The organism is Dickeya fangzhongdai, from assembly GCF_002812485.1.
Lineage (GTDB): Bacteria > Pseudomonadota > Gammaproteobacteria > Enterobacterales > Enterobacteriaceae > Dickeya > Dickeya fangzhongdai.
In genome coordinates, this window is the sequence record NZ_CP025003.1 from 1,643,620 (window position 1) to 1,667,785 (window position 24,166).

The window sequence follows — 24,166 nt, forward strand, 5'->3', positions numbered from 1 at the left end:
CTTATGTTGAAAATAATCATTACCTTTCTGCGGCAACAGCTGCCGAAACTGAAACCTTCCTGGCTGCTGCTGGGGGTGGTGGTATGGGTGGTGGCGCTGGTGCTGGCCTGGTGGCTGGGGCCGCGTCTGACCCTCGGCGACATGCGCCCGCTGCAAAGCGTGTGGGGCCGCGTGGTGTTCACGCTGATCTGGCTGTGGCTGGGCTTTGCCTACAGCGCCTGGCGCGTCTGGCGCCGGGTACAGCAATTGCGCGCGGAACGGCGTGAACAGCAGATTATCGAGCAGGACCCGCTGCAGGTGTACGTCGACAGCCAGCAAACCTTTCTGGACCGCTGGTTGCAGGCATTTCAGGCCCAGTTGGGCAAAAAGGCGCTGTACGCCATGCCCTGGTATCTGGCGATCGGCCTGTCCGGCAGCGGCAAAAGCAGCCTGATTCATCGCGCCAATCCGGCCAACAAGCTCAACCCGAAACTGGATGCGGAACTGCGCGAAGTGGCGGGCGGTCAGCAGGTCAACAGCTGGGTCGGCGAGTCGGCGGTGATCTGGGACCCGAGCGGTCAGCTGCTGGCCCAGCCGGAAGTCGGGGCGGAGCCGTCGGCCGGACGTCATGCCCGCCTGTGGCAGCATCTGTTGCAGTGGCTGAGCCTCAACCGTCGTCGCCAACCGTTGAACGGGCTGGTGCTGACGATCGATTTGTCCTGGCTGTCGCAGGCCAGCGTGTCGGAGCGTAAGGCTTATGCGCAGGTGATGCGCGCCCGTTTGCAGGAAATCGCGGTTAACATCAACACCCGTCTGCCGCTGTATGTGGCGCTGACTCGCCTGGATATGCTGCGCGGCTTTGACGTGGTGTACCGCTCGCTGAACCGGGAAGCGCGTCAGGCGGTGCTGGGGGTGACGTTCACGCCGCAGGCCAGCCACGGCAAAGGCTGGCTGGAAGAGCTGGAGCGCTTCTGGGACGACTGGATCACTAACCTCAACAATAATCTGCCGGAAATGCTGCTCACGCAGTCGGAGCGCGGCGTGCGCAATACGCTGTTCACCTTCGTGCGCCAGCTGGCCGGGCTGAAGGATTACGTGACGGAAGTGCTGAACGAAACGCTGGCGACCGGCGACGACCGCGCGTTTCTGGTGCGCGGCGTGTACGTCAGTTCGGTGTACCAGCAAGGCGTGCCGTTTGACGCCTTCGCCCAGTCCGCCTCCCGGCGTTATCAGTTGCCGGAGCCGATCAACGCCGCCATGCGCGGCGAGTCCAATACGTTCTTCGTCCAGAAGCTGTTTCCGGAGGTGATTTTCCCGGAAGCCAGTCTGGCGGGGGAGAACCGGCTGCACAGCCTTTATCGCCGCCGCCGCATGAGCATCGGCATTACCTGCATGGTGCTGTTCGGGCTGGCGATGATCGGCAGCTGGCACCATTTCTACCGGGTGAACGAAGAGGCCGGGCGTAACGTGCTGACCAAGGCGCAGGCGTTCATCGGCACCAACGAACTGGAAGGGCAGGCGGGGTACGGTTACCAGCAATTGCCGCGTCTGAACCTGATCCGCGACGCGACCCTGTCGTTCGGCAACTACCACGAACGTACGCCGATGCTGGCCGACCTCGGCCTGTATCAGGGCGATAAGATCGGCCCTTACGTGGAAGGCTCCTACCTGCAGATGCTCAATCAGCGTTTCCTGCCGGCGGTGATGCAAGGGCTGCTGGAGGACCTGAATCAGGCGCCGGCCGGCAGCGAGCAGAAACTGACTATTCTGCGGGTGATGCGGATGCTGGACGACGCGTCCGGGCGCAACAAGACGCTGGTGGAACAGTTTATGGCGCTGCGCTGGCAGAAAGCGTTTCCGGGCCAGGGCAAGGTGCAGGAGCAGTTGATGCAGCATCTGGATTACGCGCTGGATCATACCGACTGGCACCAGTCGCGCGAGCAGAAGGATACGGTGGCGATCTCCACGTTTGCGCCGTTTGTGGACCCGATCGCCAGCGCCCAGCGCGAGCTGAGCAAGCTGCCGATGTATCAGCGCGTCTACCAGAGTCTGGTGATGAAGGCGACGCAGGTGCTGCCGCCGGATCTGGCGATTCGCGACGAGGTGGGGCCGACGTTTGATTCGGTGTTCACCCTGCGTAACGACAAGGCGGGCACGGTGCCGCGGTTGCTGACCTATCCCGGTTTTAGCGATTTCTATCTCAAGCAGGACAAGGCGCTGCTGGACCTGACCGCGCTGGATGCCTGGGTACTGGGCCAGCGTGAACGCGCTCACCTGAGCGAGGCCGACCGCAAGGAGATCCTGCGTCAGGTGAACGACCGCTACATCACCGACTACATCAACCAATGGCAGAAAGTGCTGGCGAATATCGATGTACAGCCGCTGGAAAGCCCGGAACAGGCGCTTAACGTCCTGACCGATATTACCGGCAACGACCAGCCGTTCCAGCGCGTGTTGACCACGCTGAGCGACAACACCCGTATCCGCAAGCTGGCGGATGACGAGAACGACACCGCGCAAGGCATCAATACCCGCATCGGTCGCCCGTTCATGACCATCAACGCCGCGCTGAGCGGGCGGGGCGATCAGGGGCCGCTGGTGCAGGAGGTCAATCAGAAGCTGACCGATCTCTACCACTATCTGGATCAGATCGTGAACGCCACCGATCCGGGGCAGGCGGCGCTGAAAGCGGTACAAGCGCGTCAGGGCAACAAGTTCGCCGATCCGGTGTTCGCGTTGCAGCAGTACGCCCGCAGCCTGCCGGCGCCGCTGGACCGTTGGGTCGGCCAACTGGCGGGAGAAAGCGCCAGTCTGGTGACCGGGCTGGCGATGTCGTCGCTCAATCAGGAATGGCTGGACAAGGTGCTGACGCCGTTCAACGAGAAACTGGCGGATCGCTATCCGTTCAATCCGTCTTCCGACAAGGATGTGCCGTTGTCCGAGATGGAACGTTTCTTCGCCGCGGGCGGTACGCTGGACAGCTTCTACCAGACCAACCTCAAGTCGATCATGGAAAGCGGCATGCTGGAAGGGGAAGGCGCGTCGCCGTTGCAGACCGAACTGGGGAAACAGCTGGACCGCGCTACCCGTATCCGTCAGACGCTGTTCAATGCGCAGGGCAGTCTGGAAGTGCACTTCGTGGTGGAACCGGTGGAACTGACCGCCAACAAACGCCGCAGCGTGCTGAATCTTGACGGACAGTTGCTGGAGTACAGCCACGGACGCCGGACCAAAACGCCGCTGGTGTGGCCGAACAGCATGCGCGACGGCGCCGAAAGCAAGCTGACGCTGGTGCCGGATGACCGCGAGCGCTCGCCGCGCAGCCTGAGCTTCACCGGTCCGTGGGCGATGTTCCGCCTGTTGACCAACGGCCAGCTGACGCAGGTGAACGACAACACCTTCGACGTGCGTTTCTCGCTGGAACAAGGCGGCATGACCTATCGCGTCTATACCGACGCCAGCCATAACCCGTTTGCCGGTGGTCTGTTCAGCCAGTTCAAACTGCCTGATTCTCTCTATTAACCCTGAGGGCGCATGCGCGATGCGAATGCGCCCGTAGCCGGATGATGTGATATGCAAGATGCACAACAGGCCCTGAAAGTGGGCCGTGATCCACGGATGCTGCCTGAGTACGAGGCGTTACGCGCGGAAATCAACAAGCTGAGCCATGCCTCCCGCCCGGAAGTGGACTGGATGCGGGTGCATGATATGGCGACCGCTATTTTTGAGAAACAGGGCGTCGACCTGCAAACCGCCATCTATTTCACCCTGGCGCGTTCGCGGCTGGCCGGGCTGAACGGTTTTACCGAGGGCTGTGAATTTCTCGCCAACCTGATCGTGACCCAGTGGGAAAACTTCTGGCCGCCGGTACATCAGGAGCGGGCGCGTATCGAAATTCTGGACTGGTTTATCGCCCGCATCAGCGAGGTGATTCGCCAGTACGCCATCAGCCACGAACACAAGCGGCTGGTTTATCGCTGCGAACGCGCTCTGCAATTGATGAGCGAAAAGCTGCACAATTCCGGGCTGAGCCGCATCCCCCGGGTGGAAAACCTGCTGCACTTTATCGAGGGTTACACCCACCTGTTTGACGAAACCGAGATTGTGATTGTCTCTGACGATCAGACGCTGAAAAAACAGCAGGATATGCAGATTCCGCCGATGGTGTTCTTCCAGTCCGACATGGAACCGGGCGGGATGGCGTCCGCGGCAGCGGCGGCCCAGCCGGCGCTGCCGTCGGGCAGTATTCTGGTCGGGCGGGAGAAAGGGCAGATGAAACCGACGGTATTGAAGATTGAAGCGCACCGTAAGCAGAAACCGGCCTGGTTCTGGTTTGTCTGCGGCGTGCTGACCTGCGGACTGCCGGTCGCGGCGGTGAGCGGTTGGCAGTACTGGCAGGATCAAAAAGCCGAGGCGCTGGCGCTGTTGCAGCAGCCGGCCTATGCGCTGCCGTCCGCGCCGGATCACAACGATATCCGCCGGGTGCGCATCGTGCTGGGCGAGCAGAAGCTGCAAGGCATGGAAGGGGAGCTGATCAACCGTTATCAGGCGCAACTGGAGCAGGTCAAGAACGCCTCGCCGTTCTATCTGTACCAGTATGGCGAAGGGCTGAAAGGCGTTATGCAACAACTGTATCCGGATTCGCTGGCGGTCAAAGAGATGGACCGCCAGTGGCAGATCGCCCTCGACCGCCAGCAGGGCGATAAGCCGCCGCGCGTCAGCGGCTACGAGCAGGCGCGCGCCGGGGTGAGCGAGACGCTGCAACAACTGCTGGATTTGGAGAAACAGCGCCGCACGGTGACCATTTCGTATCTGAAGTCACAACTTTATGATATTCAGAAATATTTTGCTTCCGATGTGCCGTTTAGCATCCGTTTACGGACGATGGAGGCGCGCAAAGCCGCCCGCCAGCCGCTGACCCCGGCGGAACTGCGCGGCATGGAAGATGAACTGCGTGCTTTCAATATCCGGCTGTACCGGTTGCAGCAAGGCGATAGCGGCAGTTAAGGCCGCCGCGCCGGGCGGGATGGCGCTGCCCGGCGGCGTCGCCGGATGTCTCCAGGGGTAACGACGGTAACATGATGAGAAAAATACGATTATTGACGGCGCTGTCCGTGTGTCTGCTGGCCGCCTGCCAGGCGCCGGTGTCGTCGCTGTCCGACGCGGATTTGCGTAAGTCGGCACAGAGCGGCAACGGAGAAGCGCAGTACCGGCTGGCGAAGCAACTGGCTTCCCGTTCACACTATGGCGAAGCCATGCAGTGGATGCAAAAAGCGGCGGATCTGTCAGACCTGTCCGGGCCGCGGGAAAGCCGGGCGCTGGCGGCGCTGCAGGTGGGCGACTGGTATCAGGCCGGGCTGGGCGAACCGAAAAATACGCCGCTGGCGCGCCAGTGGTGGCAGAAAGCTTCCCGACTGGGCAGCGGCGAGGCCGGCTACCGGCTGGGAACCGATTGTCAGGCGCAGCATCAGGGCAAACTGGTGGCGGCCTGTCTGGACGCGTTCGAACGCGCGGCCGACAACCAGTATGCGCCGGCGCAGCTGGTAGTGGCGCAGTGGTATGCCGCCCATCCCGGCGCGGAAGAAGAGGCCGCCGGATGGGTAGAGAAAGCGGCGGATCTGGGCAACCGGGACGCGCAGTACCAGCTCGCCCAGCGTTATGAACAAGGGAAAGGCGTGGCGAAGCGGACCGACCTGGCCGAGCGCTGGTATTTCCGGGCGGCGGACAAGGGGCAAACCCAGGCGCAGTTGTGGATGGCCCGACACGCCGACGGTAAAGACGCGCTGGACTGGTATCAGAAAGCGGCGGCCGGTGGCGAGGCGACGGCGCAACTGTGGCTGGCGCAGGCGTATCGCCGTGGCGATCACGGGTTGTTGCAGAACGACAAGCAGGCCAATTACTGGCTGGAGCGCGCCTCCGGCAAGGGCAATGGCGAGGCGGATTACAAGCTGAGCCAGATACAGACCGATAAGGCCAAACGGGAACAGTATCTGGTGCTGGCGTCGTCGGCCGGCTATGTGCCGGCGCAGCGCGAACTGGGCGACTGGCTGCTTAAGCGCGGCGAGCTGGAACGGGCTCGCGAGGTGTTCGCCAACGCGGCGGCGACCGGCGATACTGAATCCCGACTGGCGTACGGCGAGATGCTGCGGCTGGGGCAGGGCGGCAAGGCGGACTATGTGGAAGCGATGAAACAGTATCGCTTCGCGGCGCATGACGGCAACCGTATGGCGCAGTATCGTATGGGGATGATGCGGCAGGATGGGCTGGGCGCATCGCGCAACCGTATTCATTCCTACGCCTGGTACTCGCTGGCGGCGACCGAAGGCATGGCGGAGGCCATCGCGGCTCGCAATGATCTGGAAGCCACCATGCAGCCGGATGAAATCAAGGCCGGGCAGAAACTGGCCATGCACTGGTCGACAGGCAAGGAGACGGATACACAGTGATTCGATGGGTAAAGTGATTCGATGGGTAAAATTAAAGGAAAGCGTATGAAACGGAACGGATATCTCGCTCTGCTGCTGGGTATGGCGGCGCTGTCGTCGCAGGCGGAAGTGAAGGCTCCCTATCAGGTTGAGCAGGGTAAGGTGGTGTACCGGGTATCGACGAATGCGGATCCGCAGGTGCTGACGCAAGCCAAACCGGAAGACTTCCGGGTGTTGTTGCGGGAAAAACGGGTGGCGCTGGCGGTATCCGGCCATCGTTACTACTGCAACCAGCAGCCTCTGCCGGACGGTTTCAAACCTGAAAGCGCCAAACTGCGCTACGACGCTTTTCTGATTACCAATGTCGGGTCATTCGTCGGCTGTGAGCGTATGAAGCAGGATATCGATGCCGACAGTTTTCAGGCGCTGGATTTTCCGTTCTTCCGCGATCGCGACCATGTCTGGCTGCCTGACGGTGAGGAGATGCATGGCGTGGATATCGCCAGCTTCAAAACGCTGGCCAGAAATCAGGCGTTTGACAAACAGAACTACTATTTCGTGGAGAATGAAACCAGCGTGGTTGCCTATCACAAGCAGGCGCCGAGCGCGGGCAACTGTTTTGGCTGGGCCACCATTGACGGCAATCTTTACTACCGTGGCGAGCAGCGCGCCGATGGCGATGCCGCCAGTTTCCGCTGCCTGACGTTCAGCACCGCGCTGGACAAAAACGGTTTCTATGTCTTCGGGCGGCCGTATCCGAGCATCCCGGACGGGGTGAAAGCGGCGGATATCCGCATGCTGCCGAATAATGAAAAACTGGCGACCGACGGCGAGCATGTCTGGTTTCTGGGGGTAGAGCCGGTGCAACTGGCCGGACTGAGCCTGCGCCACGTCAGGGTGGTGCCGGACGCCAACGGCTACACCATTAGCGACGGCAAAACCCGCTGGCTGTGCGGCTCCGGCAAGGTCAACGGTCGCCCGTTGTGCCGCAAGGGCTAGCCTGTAACGTCTGCGTGACGAGATAAGCCATCATCCGCTCTCAGATAGCAGAGCGGATGATGACTGCATTACCCCGCGGTCTGGGCGCGAATCATCCCGATATAGATGTCCCGCAGCTGGCGCGCCAGCGGTCCGGGGCGACCATCCCCAATCGTGACGCCGTCGATCTCCACCACCGGCCAGACAAAGGTGGTGGCGGAGCTGATAAAGGCTTCTTTGGCGGCGAGCGCTTCCTGTGGCGTGAACGCCCGTTCTTCCACCGTCAGATGATGGTCGGCGGCCAGTTGCAGCAGCGCTTTGCGGGTAATGCCGTGCAGGATGTCGTTGCTGAGCGGGCGGGTGATCAGGCGGTTGTCGGCATCGACGATAAAGCAGTTGCTGGAGCTGCCCTCGGTAATCAGGCCGTTTTCCACCAGCCAGGCGTCATCGGCGCCTTTGGCGTGCGCCCACTCTTTCGCCATACAGGCCATCAGCAGGCTGACGGTTTTGATGTCGCGCCGGTGCCAGCGCAGGTCCGGGCAGGTGATGACGCGAATGCCTTTCTCCGCGCTGGGATGGTGGAGAACAGGGCGGGACTGGGTAAACAGCACCAGCGTCGGTTCGGCGTCGGTGGGGAACGCGAAATCACGGTCGCCGGTGCTGCCCCGGCTGAGCTGCAGATAGATACCGCCTTCTTCCAGCCGGTTTTGCTCGATAAGCCGCAGATGAATGTGATGCAGTTCCTCCGGGCTGACCGGCAGACGCAGGTTCAGCTCGCGGCAGGAACGCGCCAGACGCGCCATGTGACCGTCGTATTCCGCCAGCCGGCCGTTGACCACCGCGGTGACTTCATACACCGCGTCGGCAAACAGAAATCCGCGATCGAACACCGAAATCGTCGCTTGTTCCTCGGGCAGGTAACGCCCGTTAACGTAAAGGATACGTGACATTATGCAACTCCCGTTAAACAAGGGCGGGGGTGGCCCCACAATCCCTCTTCAGGTAAATACAACTGGCTGCCGCGCCATTCCAGCCCGCCGACCCGGTCATCCGCCAGCAGCAGCGGCCCGTCGAGATCGACGATTTCCGCGCCCTGCGCCACCAGCGTGGCCGGCGCCATCGACAGCGAGGTGCTGACCATACAACCCACCATGATCTTCAGACCCTGCGCCTGCGCCGCCTGACGCAGCAGCAGCGCTTCGGTCAACCCGCCGGTTTTATCCAGCTTGATGTTAACCATGTCGTAGCGTGTCGCCAGACCCGGCAGCGACTGGCGGTCATGGCAGGATTCGTCGGCGCACAGCGGAATCGGGCGCGGCAGCGCGGCCAGCGCGTCGTCGTCGCGGGCGGGCAGCGGCTGTTCAATCATGCTGACGCCAAGGCGCTGCAGCTCCGGCACCAGTTTCAGGTACAGGTCGGCGTTCCAGCCTTCGTTGGCGTCGACGATCAACTGCGCTTGCGGCGCCCAGCGGCGTACCGCGGCAACCCGCTCGATATCGTGTTCGTCCGCCAGTTTCAGCTTCAGCAACGGACGGTGCGCGTTGCGTTGCGCGGCCTGCGCCATGCGCTCCGGGGTATCCAGCGACAGCGTAAACGCGCTGGTCGCCGGTTCCGGTCGCGGCAGCCCGGCCAGTTGCCACACCGGTTTGGCCTGCCGCTGGCTATCGAGATCCCACAGCGCGCAGTCCAGCGCATTACGCGCGGCGCCGGGCGGCAGCAGTGTCTGCAATGTTTTCCGGTCAAGACCGCGTCGCACCGCGTCCCGCAGCGTCAGCAACTGGGCTTCCACATCGCCGATGCTTTCGCCATAGCGGGCGTAGGGCACGCTTTCGCCGTGGCCTTCGTAACGCCCGTCGCGCACCGTCACCTTGATGACATCGGCGTGGGTTTTGCTGCCGCGCGAAACGGTGAAGGTTTCTTTTAACGCCCAGCGTTCATGAGTGACGATCAGTTCCGCCATGATGCCGTCCTTACAAGTTATCGATGATGCGGCCTACGCCCTGACGGAACGGGTCGACTACCGGCAGCCCCAACTGATGTTCCAGTTTCGCCATGTAGGCCAGCGCGTCCGCTTCGCTCAGGTGCGCGCTGTTGATGGAGACTCCGACGAAGCGGGCGTTCGGGTTGGTCAGCCGCGCCATCGCCAGATTGAGATCGATACAGGCTTGCAGGTCCGGCAGCGGATAGTCCACGCCGCGCATGCGGGTGCGGGTGGGTTCGTGACACAGCACCAGCGCGTCCGGCTGGGCGCCGTGGATGATACCGGTGGTGACCCCGGCGAAAGAGGGGTGGAACAGCGACCCCTGACCTTCGATCACGTCCCAGTGGTCGGCGTCGTTATCGGGCGCAAGGGTTTCCACCGCGCCGGCGATAAAGTCGGATACCACCGCGTCAATGCTGACGCCCGCGCCGGAAATCAGAATGCCGGTCTGGCCGGTGGCGCGAAAAGTGGCGTTGCCGCCGCGTTCCAGCAGCGCTTTTTCAATCGCCAGCGCGGTATACATCTTGCCGCAGGAGCAGTCGGTGCCGACCGGCAATAGACGTTTGCCGCTGCGTTTACGCCCACTGGCCACCGGGAAGCTCTGCGTCGGGTGACGCACGTCGAACAATGAGCGCCCCAGCCGCGCGGCCAGTTCACTGATTTCCGGCACATCCGCCAGTTTGTTGTGCAGACCGGCGGCCAGATCCATACCGCACTCCAGCGCCTGACGCAGCACCGCGATCCAGGCATCGGAAATGATGCCGCCGCGGTTCGCCACGCCGATCACCAGCGTCTGCGCGCCCGCCGCCCGCGCAGCGGCGATATCCAGGTCCGGCAGCCCGCAGTCCGCCTGGCATCCCGCCATGCGATACTGACCGACGCAGTATTCCGGATGCCACTGTTTAATGCCGATCGCCACTTTAGCGGCCAACTGGTCGTGGGCATCGCCAAGGAACAACAAATAAGGTTTTTTAATATTCATCGCAAACTCCGTCATTGAAATAAAAAACGCAGGACAAAGGGCCGCCGTCTCACCCGCTGGTAAGGAAATAAAAAATTAAAATCAATAAGATAATGCATGCGCCAGCCCTTTTTTGGATACGTATTGATATCCAGGAAATAATGCTGACAGGTCAGATTTTTCGATATTATCAAGTAGTGTTATGTTGTCAATAATGACAAAAAATAAGATTTATATTCTGGGTTTGGTGGTCTTTATTTGTTTCTGGTGTCTTATTTTGGCTATTTTTTAAAATAAAAGTCTGTTATTTTTTTAAAAATGAATATTCGACCGATTTTTATAAAAACAAAGGCGAATAAAAAATGAATGTGGTTATTTTAGTGCATCGCTCGCGTTATTTTGGTGCCGCTGCCCATTATTGGACAAGCGTCATCGTATTTTTCTGGGGAATGTTAAATTAACTCAAAATAATATTCATCATCACGTTAATGAAAAGCACGAATAGCGCGCAAAACGGAGGTTGCTTTCACATCGGGCGAACGGTTGCACTACAATCGGTTGCACTACAATGGATCGTATATCGACTCATACGGTAGCGTAACACCGGGCGTCAGGAGGGCGCGGATACCGGTACGGTAACCGGCTTTTTTACAGACCTGCGTGTTTTGTCACAGATTTATTATAGCCTGTACCGATGTGGTAAGACGTTACGGATGTGCGCTGAGTGCCGATGGGGCCCATTTTGCCTGACTGGATACCCCCGTTGCGTCTTTTAGGAAAATGGGAGACAGCATTGTGGCGATAGCAGACACCGTCGGAAATATCAGGTAGCATGTTTGTACCCGTCATACATTACGTTGCAGGCGCATTGGCGTTCCTCGCTCTCCGGTTATCTGCCTGGTCGGCTGATGGGAATTCGCTGCGTCGCCGCCTTCTGCAACTAACATGCAGGGTATGGATAAGGTTGTAGCCTTACTGAGAACGCATATGTCAAATAATAATAATTTTCCGTCCAGCGCTCTGCGTTTCCTTCGCTCTTTACCTTTTTATTCTTCCCCCGGTATTACCATGATGGCTTTTCTGGCCGTCTGTAGCCTGATTTTTGTTACCACCAGTATTTGGAATTTTCTGGATTCCTATCAGCGTATGCTGGTGGAGGCGGAGAAAAACGTGACTAACCTGTCCGTGGCGATGTCACGTCAGGCGGAAGATACTTTTGTGCCGATTGAAGTGGCGATCGATGACATGCTGCGGGAGTTGTCGCAAACCGGCATGCTGGATTCCACGCGAGTGAAAAGCGTTCTCGATACCCATCGCGCGGTGCTGCCGCAACTGGTCGGTTTCTACCTGTTTGACGAAAAGGGAAATCTGATTTCTTCCACCGGCAAAGGGCCGCTCTATATTTATAATGCCGGTCGGCGGGAATATTTTACCTGGCTCAGGGACAATAATACCGCATCATTGTTTATCAGTAAGGTTACCGTCAGTACGATCACCGGCAGACGTATTATTCCGGTGGCGAAACGGATAAATGGGCCGAATGGCGAATTCAAGGGCGTTTTTCTTGCCACTATCGACCATAATTATTTCGGTAATTTCTACAGTTATTTCAGTCTGGATTATGACGGTGTGCTGTCATTGATGAATGCGGACGGCCATGCTATTTATCTCTACCCCAATCGTGAACAATATATTAATAGTAATTTCGCTGACGGCGGCCTGTTTGAACAGTCCCGGCTGGAACAAGGCAGCGGCAGCGGTACCTGGCGCACCACGCTGGATAACCGGGTGCGTATTGTCGGCTACGTTAAACTGAAGCGTTATCCGCTGGTGGTGGCGGCGAGTCTGGACCGGGGCGCGTTGCAGGCGCGCTGGCTGGCGGAAAATATTTCGGCTATGGCGCTCAACATCATGGTGCTGCTCGCCATGTTTTTCCTCGGCGGTTTCGTCCTGAAGCAGATCCGGTTAACGGTGAAAAATAAAGAGGCGATCAGCCGTCTGCATCAGGAGGAAAGCGACAAAAACAAAGTGCTGCAAAAACTGGCGATGGTCGATCCGCTCACCAAGCTGGCCAACCGCCGGCGTTTTGATCTTTATCTGGAGCAGTCGCTGTCCCGGGCCCGTGAAGAGGGCGGAACCTTGTCGCTGATTATGCTGGATGTGGATTTTTTCAAACTCTACAACGATACCTACGGGCATGTACTGGGCGACCGCTGCCTGACCCAACTTGGCAGCGTGCTGAGTGGGTTGCCGTTGCCTGACGGCGGATTGGCCGCCCGTTACGGCGGCGAGGAGTTCGCCATTATTTTGCCGGGCATGAGCGGCGAGCAGGCGGCGGTGTACGGCGAGCGAGCCGTGGAGGATGTGCGCAAATGCGCAGTGCCGCATCAGGCTTCGCTATTGCCCCGTCAGGTGGTGACGGTAAGCGTGGGGGTGTATTCGCACTCCAGCGACAACCCCTGCGATATTCAGCGTCTGAAAGAGGGCGCCGATCAGGCGCTGTATCTGGCGAAGAAAAAAGGCCGTGACCGCTGCGTGCGGCTGTAGCTGCTCCCGCCGTGAATTACCCAACCCTTTGGGAGCGTAGCGCTCCGCCCTGATAGCGGCGCTTTAAGTCGGCGCCCGCGACGCGAATTATTGTGAGACACCGCCCGCTTTTCCCTGCCGTGACGCGCCGCCGCGCCAGACTGCGGCGTTGAAATATTTGATTAGAAAAAAGTGCTTTACCAATCCTTACATTTCTTTATTAATAAGAACTATTATCATTCTTTATCCGATTTGTATTCCTGCGGCGGCGCGTCCGGGCTGTGAGGCGCGTCGCCCGGTCTGTCTGAGGAGTTTCCATCCATGTTCGTTCCGTTACTCATCATGTTCCGTGAAGGTCTGGAAGCGGCGCTGATCGTCAGCCTGATCGCCAGCTACCTGAAGCGTACCCAACGCGAGCAGTGGCTGGGCGCGGTCTGGGCAGGCGTGGTGCTGGCGCTGGCGTTGTGTCTGGCGCTTGGCGTATTCATCAACGCCACCACCGGTGAATTTCCGCAGAAACAGCAGGAGCTGTTCGAAGGGATTGTGGCGGTGATCGCCGTGGTGATCCTGACGTACATGGTGTTCTGGATGCGCAAAGTGTCGCGTTCGGTACGGGTGCATCTGGAAGGCGCTATCGATCAGGCGCTCAACGCCAGCAAGCGTCAGGGATGGGCGCTGGTGGCGATGGTGTTCTTCGCCGTGGCGCGCGAGGGGCTGGAGTCGGTGTTCTTTCTGCTGGCCGCTTTTCAGCAGGATGTCGGCATCTATGCGCCGATCGGCGCCGTGCTGGGGCTGCTGTGCGCCGTCGTGGTCGGGATGATGATCTACTGGGGCGGGGTGAAACTGCATCTGGCGCGGTTCTTCAAATGGAGCAGCCTGTTCATTCTGTTTGTCGCCGCCGGTCTGGCTGCCGGGGCGATCCGCGCGTTTCACGAAGCGGGATTGTGGAATCAATTTCAGCAAATCGCCTTCGATTTTAGCGCCACATTGTCGACCCATACGCTATTCGGCACGCTGCTGGAAGGCATGTTCGGCTATCAGGAAACCCCGACGATCAGCGAAGTGGTGGTCTATTTCCTGTATCTGATCCCGGCGCTGGCGTTCTTTTTCCTGCCGCAGCGCATGGAGCCGGCCACGGCTTCGGCGTCGCGTAAACATCATCATTAATCATCATCGCCATCAACGATGACCACCATCAACAATCAATGTAAAAAGGGATAGGTCTATGTCTACACCATTCTTCCGCCGTACGGCGCTGTGCGCCGCTCTGCTGGCTCTGCCGACGTTCAGCGCTCTGGCTGCCGACATTCCGCAGGTTAAGATAACGGTTAACGACAAGCAGTGCGAACCGATGCAAGTCACGGTGGCGGCAGGTAAAACGCAGTTTGTGGTCGCCAACGCCAGCCAGAAGAACCTGGAGTGGGAAATCCTCAAAGGGGTGATGGTGGTGGAAGAGCGTGAGAATATCGCGCCGGGCTTCACCCAGAAAATGACCGCCAATCTGGAGCCGGGCGAATACGACATGACCTGCGGTTTGCTCAGCAACCCCAAAGGCAAGCTGGTGGTGACCGCCAGCGGCGAGGCCGCCGCCGCGAAAACCAACGTGCTGGATCTGGTCGGGCCGATCGCCGAATACAAGGTTTACGTGACCAAAGAGGTGGAAGGGCTGGTCCAGCAGACCAAACTGTTCACCGCCGCCATCAAGGCCGGCAAGCTGGATGAAGCGCGCAAACTCTATGCGCCGACCCGCCAGCATTACGAGCGTATCGAACCGATCGCCGAGCTGTTCTCCGATCTGGACGGCAGCATCGACGCCCGTGAAGACGACTACGAAAAGAAAGCGGAAGACCCGAAATTCACCGGCTTCCACCGGCTGGAGAAAGCGTTGTTTGCCGACAATGCCACCAAAGGCATGGAGCACTACGCCGATCAGCTGTACGCCGATACGCAGGAACTGCAAAAACGCATCGCCAGCCTGACCTTCCCGCCGAGTAAAGTGGTGGGCGGCGCGGCCGGGCTGATTGAAGAAGTGGCGGCGACCAAGATCAGCGGCGAGGAAGATCGCTACAGCCGCACCGACCTGTGGGACTTCCAGGCCAACGTCGACGGCGCGCAGAAGATCGTCAACCTGCTGCGCCCGCTGCTGGAGAAAGCCAATAAGCCGCTGCTGACCAAGATCGACGCCAACTTCAAAACCGTCGACGGCGTGCTGGCGAAGTACAAAAGCAAAGACGGCTTTGAATCCTACGAGAAGCTGAGCGATGCCGATCGCACCGCGCTGAAAGGGCCGATCACCACGTTGGCGGAAGATCTGGCGCAATTGCGCGGCGTGCTCGGTCTGGATTGAGGCGAGCTATCATGAGTGATACCACTGGCCCGCAGGACGGGCCGCATTCCTCCCAACCCTCCGCTTGTCCGGCACAGCCGGACATCGCTTCCCCCTCACGCCGCCGGCTGTTGCAGGGGCTGGGGATGATGGGCGGCGCGCTGGCGCTCGGCGCCGACCGGCTGGCGCAGGCGGAGGACAAGCCGCAGGCGCCGCAGGATGAACGTTGGGAAAAACAGCCGTTCTACGGTCCGCATCAGGCCGGTATCGTCACGCCGCAACAGGCGGCGATGATGCTGGTGGCGTTCGATGTGCTGGCGACCAGCAAACCGGATCTGACCCGCTTGTTCCAGTTGCTGACCCAGCGTATCGCGTTTCTGACGCAGGGCGGCAAAGTGCCGGACGTCGACCCGCGTCTGCCGCCGTTGGATTCCGGCATCATGGGGCCGGAAATCTATCCGGATAATCTCACCATCACCGTATCGGTCGGCGCTTCGCTGTTTGACGAGCGGTTTGGTTTGCAGGCGCTCAAGCCGCTGAAACTGCAGCGCATGACGCGTTTTCCCAACGACTCGCTGGACGCCAGTCTGTGTCATGGCGACCTGCTGTTGCAGATCTGCGCCAACACCAACGAAACGGTGCTGCATGCGCTGCGCGATATCATCAAGCAGACGCCGGACCTGCTCAGCGTGCGCTGGAAGCGGGAAGGGTTCATTTCCGCGCACGCGGCGCGCAGCAAAGGCCAGGAAACCCCCGTCAACTTGCTGGGATTCAAGGACGGCACCGCTAACCCCAATACCGGCGATAATACGCTGATGGACCAGATCCTGTGGGTCGGCGCGCCGTCCGGCGAACCGGCATGGACGGTGGGCGGCAGCTATCAGGCGGCGCGCATCATCCGTTTTCATGTCGAATTCTGGGACCGCACGCCGCTCAGGGAGCAGCAGACCATTTTCGGCCGGGAAAAACACAGCGGCGCGCCGTTGGGCATGACTCATGAGCATGACGAGCCGGACTACAGTCAGGATCCGGAAGGCAAAGTGATTCCGCTGGATGCGCATATTCGTCTGGCTAACCCGCGAACGCGGGAAACCCAGGCCAATCTGATGCTGCGCCGCGGCTACAGTTACTCGCTGGGAGTGTCCAATTCCGGCCAGCTGGATATGGGGCTGCTGTTCGTCTGCTATCAGGCCGACCTGGAAAAAGGCTTCCTGACGGTGCAAAAACGGCTCGACGGCGAACCGCTGGAGGAGTACATCAAACCGATCGGCGGCGGTTATTTCTTCGTGCTGCCGGGGGTGAAAAATGCCGACGACTGGCTGGCGAGCGGGTTGTTGACGGCGTAAGTCAGGCAGGGTTATAAACTGGGTTGATACCTGAAAACAGGAGCGCCATCATGCTGGAATTGCGGCCTAATTGTGAATGCTGCGACGTCGATCTGCCGCCGGATTCATTGCTGGCGCGGATGTGTTCGTTTGAATGTACCTTCTGCGCCGATTGCGCGCAGGAGAAACTGAACGGTCGCTGCCCTAACTGCGGCGGCGAGCTGGTTCGCCGGCCGATCCGACCGGCGGAAAAGCTCATCAATAACCCGGCGTCGACCCGGCGGGTGCTCGCCCGTTAGCGCGGTTGTTGGTTGTTGGTTATTGATAGTCTGTCGCTGACGTAAAAACGCCCGTCGACCGTATGGCCGGCGGGCGCGCATCACGCTTCATTACTATTCATTAATCCGCGGATGCTGGGCGACCAGCAGCTTGCGTTTCTCTTCCAGTTCAGCGATTTGCTGCGTGATATCGTCGATTTTATGCTCGATATTATCGTGGTGCTCCCGCAAAATTTCCTTCGCTTCCGACAGGTCGGAAGCAGCCGGCGTAGCGCCTTTCAGCGGCTTGTTGGCCGTCTCTTTCATGAACAGACCGGTTAGCAGGCCGATAACGGCGATCACCATCAGATAGTACGCCGGCATGTACAGATTGCGGCTGCTCTCCACCAGCCAGGCGACGGCGGTTGGCGTCAGGCCGGCGATCAGCACCGAGATGTTGAAGGCGCTGGCCAGCGCGCTATAGCGAATGTGCGTCGGGAACAGCGCGGGCAGGGTTGACGCCATCACGCCGGTAAACGCGTTCAGGATCACCGCCAGCATCAGCAGCCCCAGAAAAATCAGACCGATAATGTTGCTGTTGATCAGCATGAAGCTCGGCACCGCCAGGAAAAACATGGCGACGCTGCCGATAACCACGAACGGTTTGCGGCCGAAGCGGTCGCTGAGCAGGCCCATCACCGGCTGCACGAACAGCATGCCGATCATGATGGCGATGATGATCAGCACGCCATGGTTTTCCGAGTAATGCAGGCTGTGCGACAGGTAGCTTGGCATGTAGGTCAGCAGCATGTAATAGGTCACGTTGGTGGCGATCACCAGCCCGATGCACACCAGCAGGCTTTTCCAGTGATGGGTGGCGATGTCCCGAAAAGAGACGCCCGGCCCGGCTTTCAGCCCGTCGCGATCGTTCTGCTCCAGTTTTTCCACGTGTTGCTGAAACGCGGGAGTTTCTTCCAGCGCGTGACGCAGATACAAGCCGATGATGCCGAGCGGCAGCGCCAGGAAGAACGGCAGACGCCAGCCCCATTCCAGAAACGCCTGTTCGCCGATGATGGTGGAAATCAGCACCACCACGCCGGCGCCCAGCACAAACCCGGCGATGGAGCCGAAATCCAGCCAACTGCCCATGAAGCCGCGTTTACGGTCGGGCGAATACTCCGCCACGAAGATCGACGCGCCGGTATATTCGCCGCCGACGGAGAACCCCTGCGCCATTTTCGCCAGCAGCAGCAGGATCGGCGCCCAGATGCCGATGCGTTCGTACGACGGTATCAGCCCGATGCAGAAGGTGCTGATGGACATAATGATGATGGTGATGGCGAGGATTTTCTGGCGGCCGTATTTGTCGCCCAGCGCGCCGAAAAACACGCCGCCCAGCGGGCGAATCAGAAACGGCACCGAGAAGGTCGCCAGCGCGGCGATCATCTGTACGCCGGGATCGGCGCCGGGGAAAAACACCTGGCCCAGCGCATAGGCGACGAAGCCGTAGACGCCAAAATCGAACCACTCCATGGCGTTGCCGAGCGCGGCGGCGGTAATGGCTTTACGCAGACGGCCGTCATCAATGATGGTGACATCGTCCAGCGCGATAGGTTTTACACGTTTTCTCTTCAATTTCATAAAGTGACTAACCTTTTATTATCGTGACATGAAAAGGGAGGTGAAGCGTGGGGAAAAACACCGTCTTGCCGGGTATGACGTCAGGTGCTATTGGGTAGTGTGGTGAGGGTGTGCCGGACATCAGCCCGCAAAACGTTTATTCACGTCGGCGCGCCTGCAGCGTGGCGCAACACCGTCTCATTCTCCCCCTTGAGCATCAGATCGTATCTCGCCGCTGCGTTGATGCAGTGTTGGGGTCGGCGATGCACGAATTCATCAATAATATCACAAAAATTGATATTATAAAAATTAATGACAATTAAACGCCGTTTGTCTGGATTTAAATATGTACTAACTGGCATTTTACTGGTTTTTTATGCTTGTGACGTGAGGCCGGTGCAGGCGGTATGACGCCTGCCACACCGGGGACGGAACAGGTCGCGGGCGCGTGAAAGCAAAACACGGTTTGAGCCGGGTTTTAAGCCGGATCAAGGCCGCGCTGGGGCTCAAGACAGAGTGTCAGAACGTGATTGTCAAAACAGTGGTAGTAACAGCAGAGCTGTTTCCCCAGCGGGTTAGTGGGGCTAAGGGATTGCGTCAGGGTGAGTTGAAGACACTGGCGCGACGGTTGCCAGTCGGTTAACTGCGCGCAGGAAAAATCGAAAATCCGCTGTACGTCGGCGAACAGGGCCTTGAACAGGCTCTCCTTGGCGGAGAACAGCAGGGTACCGGCCAGCGTCTCGGCAAGCCCTGTCTGGGCCGCAAGGCGCAGCTCTTGCGGCTTGGCGATCAGCGCACGCACGCTATCCAACGCGCTTTCGGTCATACACTCCTCGATATCCATCCCCACGCTGTGCAACGCCTGACGATGGGCGACGACGGCAAACGCCAACTGGTTGCAGTGACTGATGGAGCCGACGATGTTGACCGGCCACACCGGGTGTCGATGGGGCGAAATCGGCAGCGAATCGGGGACCGTCAATCCCGCCAGTCGCAGCGCCTCGCGCGCGCAGGCGCGCCCCGACAGAAATTCCACCCGGCGTTTCAGTACGGCGCGGTTAAGCGACGCCGGCAGCGTTAATCCGCTGTTGAGCAGCCGGGTCTGCGCGGCGTCGCTGACCTCGATCGTCTGGCTGGCGAAGTAAAGATGACGCCGTAACGCGTGTGGCAATGCTGCAAATAATATTGTCATGGCGCTACGAATGTCATGGCACAGTGAATGTCGCACTGTGAATGTCTTGCACTGTGAATATCATGGCGCCGCGGCCGGTGCGGGAGTGCCGACGGGCGGCACCGTGCCCAACGGGTAGATTTTAACCATCACCCGCTGACCGAGTTTGATCTTCGGCGCATCCAGCGACAGCACGCATTCAATCACCCGTGTGTCCTGTTTGGCCGTCGGATCGTCCGTATTTTGTACGCTGGGACCGAAGACTTCGCTAAGCCGCAGCACTTTGGCCTGATAGACCTTTTTCTCGTTGTTTTCCAGCGTTACCTCGGCCAACTGACCGGGGCGTACGTTATCGACAAAGATATCCTCGATTTCCGCGCGCACAATGCGCGGCGCATCCGGCGCCAGCGTGAACAGGCGGGTCACATTGAGCGTGGAGGAACCTTCCCCCGGTTTGGCGTATCGCCGTACGATCTTGCCGTTTTCAGGGGCGAGAACCTTGAACTTGTCCACTTCCAATTGGGCGGACGCCACCTTGGCTTTGGCCGTTTCCAGCGCGGCTTTTTTGCCGGCCAGATCCTCGCGCGCCAGCGACATCTGGTCCTTCAGGTTTTGTTTCGACTGATCGGAAATAACCTGAGTGCCGAGCGGCAGCACCCGGCGGTATTCCCGTTCGGCAATCTCCAGCTTGGTTTTGCTGGTGGCGACATCCTGCGTGGCTTCCTCCTGCGAGGTCAACGACTGCCGCAACGACAGCTCCGCCTCGTTATCATCGATTTGCGCCAGCAACTGCCCTTTTTTTACTTCATCGCCTTCTTCCGCCAGGATCTGCTTGATGATGCCGGCGCGCGGCGCATCAATGCTGATCATGCCGCCTTCGATACTGATGTAGCCTTTGGCGATGGCGACCCAGGGGGCGGACTGCGCTGCCGGCGGCGACGGTTTTTCGGCGTCGCAGGCGCTGAGCGCCAATGCCATGACGAGACTACTGACCAGGTGGATAACTTTCATGTCAGTGAAACTCCGTGAAGTGAAGAGCCGGAATCATGGGTGATACGGCCATCTTCGATGGTAATAACCCGGTCGGCGTGTTCAATCAGACGGTTATCGTGAGACACCGCCACCACGGTGGAGCCCTGCTGGTGGGCAATGTGGCGCAATGTGTCGATAACAATTTGACCGTTATGCTTGTCGAGCGCGCTGGTGGGCTCATCGGCGAACAGGAACTGGCCGTGCTTGACCAACGCACGGGCAATCGCCACACGCTGCTTTTCCCCGCCGGACAGCTCGGCGGGGTAGAGCGTTTTGCGATTGCTGAGCCCCACGGCATCCAGCGTGGTGGACGCCCGCTCTTTCGCCGCCTGCTGCGAAAGCTGTTCACCGTAAGTCAGCGGCAGCATCACGTTCTGCAACGCGTTCAGCGCGCCGAACAGATTGAAGCCCTGAAATACGAAGCCGCAATGATGCAACCTGAATTTTTCCAGATCGCGATCGTGATATTGGGTAATGTCCTGCCCGTTGATAAACACCTGCCCTGATTGCGGGCGCAGCAGCCCGGACAGGATCGCCAGCAGCGTACTTTTGCCCGAGCCGGAAGGGCCGATAATCAGGGTCAGTTCACCGGCGGCAATCTGCAAATCCACCTCTTTCACCACGGGTTGGACGACCTTGCCGGTGGTGAAGCTGTGGCTGACGTGTCTGGCGTTTATGGTGATGGTTGTGCTCATCCGCTTGTCTCAACGTAACAGGGTGAAAGGTTCAGCGCGGTTCAACGCCCGCAGCGCCATCAGTCCGGATAAGAGCGTGATGGTCATCACCAGACCGTACAGGAAGATCAGCGCGGGCCACGGCAGCGTAAAAGAGACATACAGCGCCTGGGCGCCGGCCGACAGCGCCAGCGTTATAAGGGTGGTCAGCAACAGCCCGGTCACGCCGATCCAGAACGACTGTTCCAGCACCACTTTGCGCAGCGCGCGAGTGGGGACGCCCATAGCGCGTAAGGTGGCGTATTCGCGCAGTGCGGCGACAATGGCCGCCATCAGGGTCTGGCTGGTGATGACGATGCCGACGACGAAGCCCAGTGTTGAGGAAAACAGAAAGCCGCTGCCCGAACCTGATTCGAAGATCCAGTAGCCGACCGATTGATCGGAAAACTCCTGCGCGGTCCAGACCTGGAAGCGGCGGTTTTCACCGGTTGGTTGCAGTTGGTCGCGCACGCGCTCGGCGTCCGCGGGGTTTCTGATCTTGACCAGAAAATAGTCCAGGTTGTTTTTCAGCAGCGCCGGGTCCAGCGTGCGGGCGGTGTACAGCGAGGTGATGATGTTGACGCCGCCCATTGACCGCATGCCGCTGACCGTACCCGCGACGCGCACCCGCTTGCCGTTCAGTTCGGTATAGTCGCCCACCTTCACGCCCAGTTTGTCGAGATCGCTGATATCCACCAGCAGATTGCCCGGCACCTGCAGCAGTTGTTTCTTTTCCGGCGTCAGCAGGCTGGCGAACGTCATGGCGTTCGGCTGCAGATTTATGCCGATGATGACCGCTGAAATCCTGCCGCCGGCAGGCCGCCGCCAGTCGCCCAGCGTCCACGACAGCCGCTCGACGGCGGTGATCTCCGGATTCATCAGTAAGGTGTTTTCAACTTTTTCTGAAATCGGCCTTGGCAAGTCGATGCTTTGCGTATCGGGGAAGCCGACCCAAAGATCGGCGGAAGAACGGTCAATATAGACACTGACTGCGCCGAACATGCCGAGCAACAGTCCCAACTGCACAACCACCAGCAAGCCGGAGAAAGCAACCGCCAGTACCGCGGGCAGAAAGCGCCGCCATTCATGGATGAGAATCGACCGTGCAAGAGAAAGCATCACAGAATCCTTTCTGTCTAAATACAAGAATAAACGCAGAGACGCGCGCGGCTTAGCGCCTGTCGGAGAATCTCTGTCAGAGAATCCGTCAGAGCAATCGATCAGAACAGAGCAATCGATCCGAACGCCCTTTATATAGATATGTCAGAATTCATTATTCCAGACAACTTAATTTTCGGTTGTAGTAATTATTTAATAGCACGCTTTCTAGCTATTTAAACCTCATCGACTTTATATAACACACCTATTTGTTATCAATCAATTCAAATATAACTGAATGTAAAGATATTGTAAGCACACATTGCGTGGTTGTTTCTGTGAATGCTCTATCAATTATTCATGAATCTTTTGTCAAGGTTTTATCAAGAGTGGCTTGTTACACAATTATCGGTAACATGATCTGTTTTTTGTGATTTTTTCGGTATTTTATTCTATTTTTTGTTTGTTTTTAAATTTTTATGTCCGATTGAGGCAGGCTTATCGCCTAAATGGATGATTATTATAATTTTGATAATTTTTGATTCTACTTTCAGGCTGGTTTGAAAAGGTGCTATTGCTGCTGTATACAGTAAGTCATCAAAATTAAATTAATCCCAAAGCCAATAACTAAAACAACGTTTTAAATATTCAAGATGCTCATGATTTTCTCAGTTAATTGATACCGTTCTGAGATGGTGGTTTTTCTGGAGATGTTTATGGATAGCGTTATGCGACAAGGAATTATTAATTTTAGATTATCTATTGCTGTCTTTATCCGAGTGGCTATCGAACTGGCAATATTCTTCATTATATTCTTTCTATCCGCAGCCAGTGATGATGCCGATAAAGGAATGCACTTTATCCTATTCTGTGTTTTCTTCCCGATGATTGCCGTCTTCTCCATTACCGTTGAGTTGATGCTGGAGGAGATTAGCCGTCTTACCGGTACGGTTCCATCATTGCCGCTGGCGCAAGCCTCCCTGCCTGTAAATAATCGCCCGGCCAGGCTATGGGCCAGGTTGGCTATTGCCGCGGTGATGATTTCTATTCCTGTGATGATAATTTCCTCCGTGATTTATCACACTGTATCTATGCGGTATAAAGCGATTCCGCTGCTGGCGATCGGTAGCCTCTTCTGGGGTGTTTTTTTATCGATACTGTTGATCTACAAGACCTTTATTCCAAGGGTGAAACAGTGGTATCAGCAACAGATGCTCGCCGGGAAGCGCAATGAAAATAAGGCGTTTAGCGACGAACACCTGGTGGTGAATTATTTTATTCCCTGGGTGATTATCGCCATGTTAACGGTGGGTTTCATTTCATGGAAATACTATCACCAGCAAACGAATCTGGATGTGGAAACCATTGCCTTCGGCTGTGGGGGAACCGCATGGATAATATCAATATGGATCACGCATATTGCGAAAAAGCAGGCTGTGATTGACACCCGAATAGGGATGTTGCATTTCGACGATGAGGATGAACTGGATGAGTGGTCAATGTACTTCATTCTGCATGCATTCAGCGCCGCGGTGGTGGCGAGCATATTCATTATCGTGAAGTATTTCCCATTTACCATAACCAATATGTTTTCGGTGATAGCGCTTGAAATCGTCGTCGCCGCTATAGCCGCTATTATCGGCGTTATCATAGGGATGCTGCGAGGTAGAACCGAGGTTTTGTCAAAGAAATGAATGGGCGTTGTTTTAGTTTTTGACTTTTTTATGACTGTGGCATCTGAGCATAAACTTCAACTTTGATTAGCAATGGAGCC

The 24,166-nt window shown here is 58.1% G+C and carries 18 protein-coding genes; 10 read left to right on the forward strand and 8 right to left on the reverse strand.

Features of this window, described 5'->3' with window-relative positions:
• Nucleotides 1-3 precede the first annotated feature (3 nt).
• From tssM to CVE23_RS07615, 4 genes are all read left to right on the forward strand, one after another.
• Nucleotides 4-3,501: a type VI secretion system membrane subunit TssM gene (gene tssM, locus CVE23_RS07600; RefSeq protein WP_100849214.1), complete on the forward strand. Its 3,498-nt coding sequence runs from the start codon at nucleotides 4-6 to the stop codon at nucleotides 3,499-3,501.
• A 51-nt stretch (nucleotides 3,502-3,552) separates the two neighbouring features.
• The gene (locus tag CVE23_RS07605) at nucleotides 3,553-4,986 is read left to right on the forward strand and encodes a VasL domain-containing protein (RefSeq protein ID WP_038918413.1); all 1,434 of its coding nucleotides are present in this window, start codon (nucleotides 3,553-3,555) and stop codon (nucleotides 4,984-4,986) included.
• 71 nt (nucleotides 4,987-5,057) lie between these two features.
• A complete protein-coding gene (locus tag CVE23_RS07610; protein WP_049855009.1) occupies nucleotides 5,058-6,425 on the forward strand; it encodes a tetratricopeptide repeat protein in 1,368 nt (455 codons plus the stop codon).
• A 45-nt stretch (nucleotides 6,426-6,470) separates the two neighbouring features.
• Entirely contained in the window at nucleotides 6,471-7,403 is a 933-nt protein-coding gene (locus tag CVE23_RS07615; protein WP_049855008.1) for a DKNYY domain-containing protein, read from the forward strand.
• Between the two features lie 68 nt (nucleotides 7,404-7,471).
• Here the strand turns inward: CVE23_RS07615 and CVE23_RS07620 are convergent, their stop codons facing one another.
• The 3 genes from CVE23_RS07620 to dgcN are packed head-to-tail and all read right to left on the reverse strand — an operon-like array spanning nucleotide 7,472 to nucleotide 10,345.
• On the reverse strand, nucleotides 7,472-8,332 hold the full coding sequence (locus CVE23_RS07620) for a D-amino-acid transaminase (RefSeq protein WP_038918416.1): 861 nt from the start codon (nucleotides 8,330-8,332) through the stop codon (nucleotides 7,472-7,474).
• The gene (gene dgcA / locus CVE23_RS07625; protein WP_100849215.1) at nucleotides 8,332-9,342 is read right to left on the reverse strand and encodes an N-acetyl-D-Glu racemase DgcA; all 1,011 of its coding nucleotides are present in this window, start codon (nucleotides 9,340-9,342) and stop codon (nucleotides 8,332-8,334) included. Before dgcA ends, CVE23_RS07620 begins: the two co-directional genes overlap by 1 nt.
• A gap of 10 nt (nucleotides 9,343-9,352) precedes the next feature.
• Nucleotides 9,353-10,345 carry an N-acetyltransferase DgcN gene (dgcN, locus tag CVE23_RS07630; RefSeq protein WP_038918418.1) on the reverse strand — a complete coding sequence of 331 codons (993 nt, stop codon included), beginning with the start codon at nucleotides 10,343-10,345 and terminating at the stop codon, nucleotides 9,353-9,355.
• Nucleotides 10,346-11,311: 966 nt separating this feature from the next.
• Between dgcN and CVE23_RS07635 the strand changes: the two genes are divergently transcribed.
• The 5 genes from CVE23_RS07635 to CVE23_RS07655 all read left to right on the forward strand — a co-directional run bounded on the left by CVE23_RS07635 (nucleotide 11,312) and on the right by CVE23_RS07655 (nucleotide 16,800).
• Nucleotides 11,312-12,871 (forward strand): sensor domain-containing diguanylate cyclase, encoded by a 1,560-nt coding sequence (locus CVE23_RS07635; RefSeq protein WP_100849216.1) that lies wholly within the window; start codon nucleotides 11,312-11,314, stop codon nucleotides 12,869-12,871.
• A 300-nt stretch (nucleotides 12,872-13,171) separates the two neighbouring features.
• Nucleotides 13,172-14,017, forward strand: a complete 846-nt coding sequence (efeU, locus tag CVE23_RS07640; protein ID WP_038918420.1) for an iron uptake transporter permease EfeU — start codon at nucleotides 13,172-13,174, stop codon at nucleotides 14,015-14,017.
• A gap of 58 nt (nucleotides 14,018-14,075) precedes the next feature.
• The gene (gene efeO / locus CVE23_RS07645) at nucleotides 14,076-15,197 is read left to right on the forward strand and encodes an iron uptake system protein EfeO (protein ID WP_100849217.1); all 1,122 of its coding nucleotides are present in this window, start codon (nucleotides 14,076-14,078) and stop codon (nucleotides 15,195-15,197) included.
• Between the two features lie 11 nt (nucleotides 15,198-15,208).
• Nucleotides 15,209-16,522 carry an iron uptake transporter deferrochelatase/peroxidase subunit gene (gene efeB, locus CVE23_RS07650; RefSeq protein WP_100849218.1) on the forward strand — a complete coding sequence of 438 codons (1,314 nt, stop codon included), beginning with the start codon at nucleotides 15,209-15,211 and terminating at the stop codon, nucleotides 16,520-16,522.
• A 50-nt stretch (nucleotides 16,523-16,572) separates the two neighbouring features.
• A complete protein-coding gene (locus tag CVE23_RS07655) occupies nucleotides 16,573-16,800 on the forward strand; it encodes a DUF1272 domain-containing protein (protein ID WP_167389545.1) in 228 nt (75 codons plus the stop codon).
• Nucleotides 16,801-16,893: 93 nt separating this feature from the next.
• Here the strand turns inward: CVE23_RS07655 and proP are convergent, their stop codons facing one another.
• The 5 genes from proP to CVE23_RS07685 all read right to left on the reverse strand — a co-directional run bounded on the left by proP (nucleotide 16,894) and on the right by CVE23_RS07685 (nucleotide 22,413).
• Nucleotides 16,894-18,399 (reverse strand): glycine betaine/L-proline transporter ProP, encoded by a 1,506-nt coding sequence (gene proP / locus CVE23_RS07660; RefSeq protein ID WP_100849219.1) that lies wholly within the window; start codon nucleotides 18,397-18,399, stop codon nucleotides 16,894-16,896.
• Nucleotides 18,400-18,856: 457 nt separating this feature from the next.
• Nucleotides 18,857-19,570 carry a 4'-phosphopantetheinyl transferase family protein gene (locus CVE23_RS07670; RefSeq protein WP_100849221.1) on the reverse strand — a complete coding sequence of 238 codons (714 nt, stop codon included), beginning with the start codon at nucleotides 19,568-19,570 and terminating at the stop codon, nucleotides 18,857-18,859.
• Nucleotides 19,571-19,630: 60 nt separating this feature from the next.
• Nucleotides 19,631-20,560, reverse strand: a complete 930-nt coding sequence (locus CVE23_RS07675) for an efflux RND transporter periplasmic adaptor subunit (protein WP_100849222.1) — start codon at nucleotides 20,558-20,560, stop codon at nucleotides 19,631-19,633.
• On the reverse strand, nucleotides 20,557-21,276 hold the full coding sequence (locus CVE23_RS07680; protein WP_100849223.1) for an ABC transporter ATP-binding protein: 720 nt from the start codon (nucleotides 21,274-21,276) through the stop codon (nucleotides 20,557-20,559). Before CVE23_RS07680 ends, CVE23_RS07675 begins: the two co-directional genes overlap by 4 nt.
• Nucleotides 21,277-21,285: 9 nt before the next feature.
• Nucleotides 21,286-22,413 (reverse strand): ABC transporter permease, encoded by a 1,128-nt coding sequence (locus CVE23_RS07685; protein ID WP_049854999.1) that lies wholly within the window; start codon nucleotides 22,411-22,413, stop codon nucleotides 21,286-21,288.
• A 695-nt stretch (nucleotides 22,414-23,108) separates the two neighbouring features.
• Here CVE23_RS07685 and CVE23_RS07690 point away from each other — a divergent pair.
• On the forward strand, nucleotides 23,109-24,086 hold the full coding sequence (locus CVE23_RS07690; protein ID WP_145958411.1) for a hypothetical protein: 978 nt from the start codon (nucleotides 23,109-23,111) through the stop codon (nucleotides 24,084-24,086).
• Nucleotides 24,087-24,166: the final 80 nt, after the last annotated feature.

Coding starts and splice junctions, on each gene's coding strand:
- CVE23_RS07670 (WP_100849221.1), bottom strand. CDS start 19,570: ATGACAATATTATTTGCAGCATTGCCACACGCGTTACGGCGTCATCTT.
- tssM (WP_100849214.1), top strand. CDS start 4: ATGTTGAAAATAATCATTACCTTTCTGCGGCAACAGCTGCCGAAACTG.
- CVE23_RS07620 (WP_038918416.1), bottom strand. CDS start 8,332: ATGTCACGTATCCTTTACGTTAACGGGCGTTACCTGCCCGAGGAACAA.
- proP (WP_100849219.1), bottom strand. CDS start 18,399: ATGAAATTGAAGAGAAAACGTGTAAAACCTATCGCGCTGGACGATGTC.
- dgcN (WP_038918418.1), bottom strand. CDS start 10,345: ATGAATATTAAAAAACCTTATTTGTTGTTCCTTGGCGATGCCCACGAC.
- CVE23_RS07675 (WP_100849222.1), bottom strand. CDS start 20,560: ATGAAAGTTATCCACCTGGTCAGTAGTCTCGTCATGGCATTGGCGCTC.
- CVE23_RS07690 (WP_145958411.1), top strand. CDS start 23,109: ATGGATAGCGTTATGCGACAAGGAATTATTAATTTTAGATTATCTATT.
- CVE23_RS07685 (WP_049854999.1), bottom strand. CDS start 22,413: ATGCTTTCTCTTGCACGGTCGATTCTCATCCATGAATGGCGGCGCTTT.
- efeB (WP_100849218.1), top strand. CDS start 15,209: ATGAGTGATACCACTGGCCCGCAGGACGGGCCGCATTCCTCCCAACCC.
- efeO (WP_100849217.1), top strand. CDS start 14,076: ATGTCTACACCATTCTTCCGCCGTACGGCGCTGTGCGCCGCTCTGCTG.
- CVE23_RS07615 (WP_049855008.1), top strand. CDS start 6,471: ATGAAACGGAACGGATATCTCGCTCTGCTGCTGGGTATGGCGGCGCTG.
- CVE23_RS07635 (WP_100849216.1), top strand. CDS start 11,312: ATGTCAAATAATAATAATTTTCCGTCCAGCGCTCTGCGTTTCCTTCGC.
- CVE23_RS07655 (WP_167389545.1), top strand. CDS start 16,573: ATGCTGGAATTGCGGCCTAATTGTGAATGCTGCGACGTCGATCTGCCG.
- CVE23_RS07610 (WP_049855009.1), top strand. CDS start 5,058: ATGATGAGAAAAATACGATTATTGACGGCGCTGTCCGTGTGTCTGCTG.
- CVE23_RS07680 (WP_100849223.1), bottom strand. CDS start 21,276: ATGAGCACAACCATCACCATAAACGCCAGACACGTCAGCCACAGCTTC.
- dgcA (WP_100849215.1), bottom strand. CDS start 9,342: ATGGCGGAACTGATCGTCACTCATGAACGCTGGGCGTTAAAAGAAACC.
- efeU (WP_038918420.1), top strand. CDS start 13,172: ATGTTCGTTCCGTTACTCATCATGTTCCGTGAAGGTCTGGAAGCGGCG.
- CVE23_RS07605 (WP_038918413.1), top strand. CDS start 3,553: ATGCAAGATGCACAACAGGCCCTGAAAGTGGGCCGTGATCCACGGATG.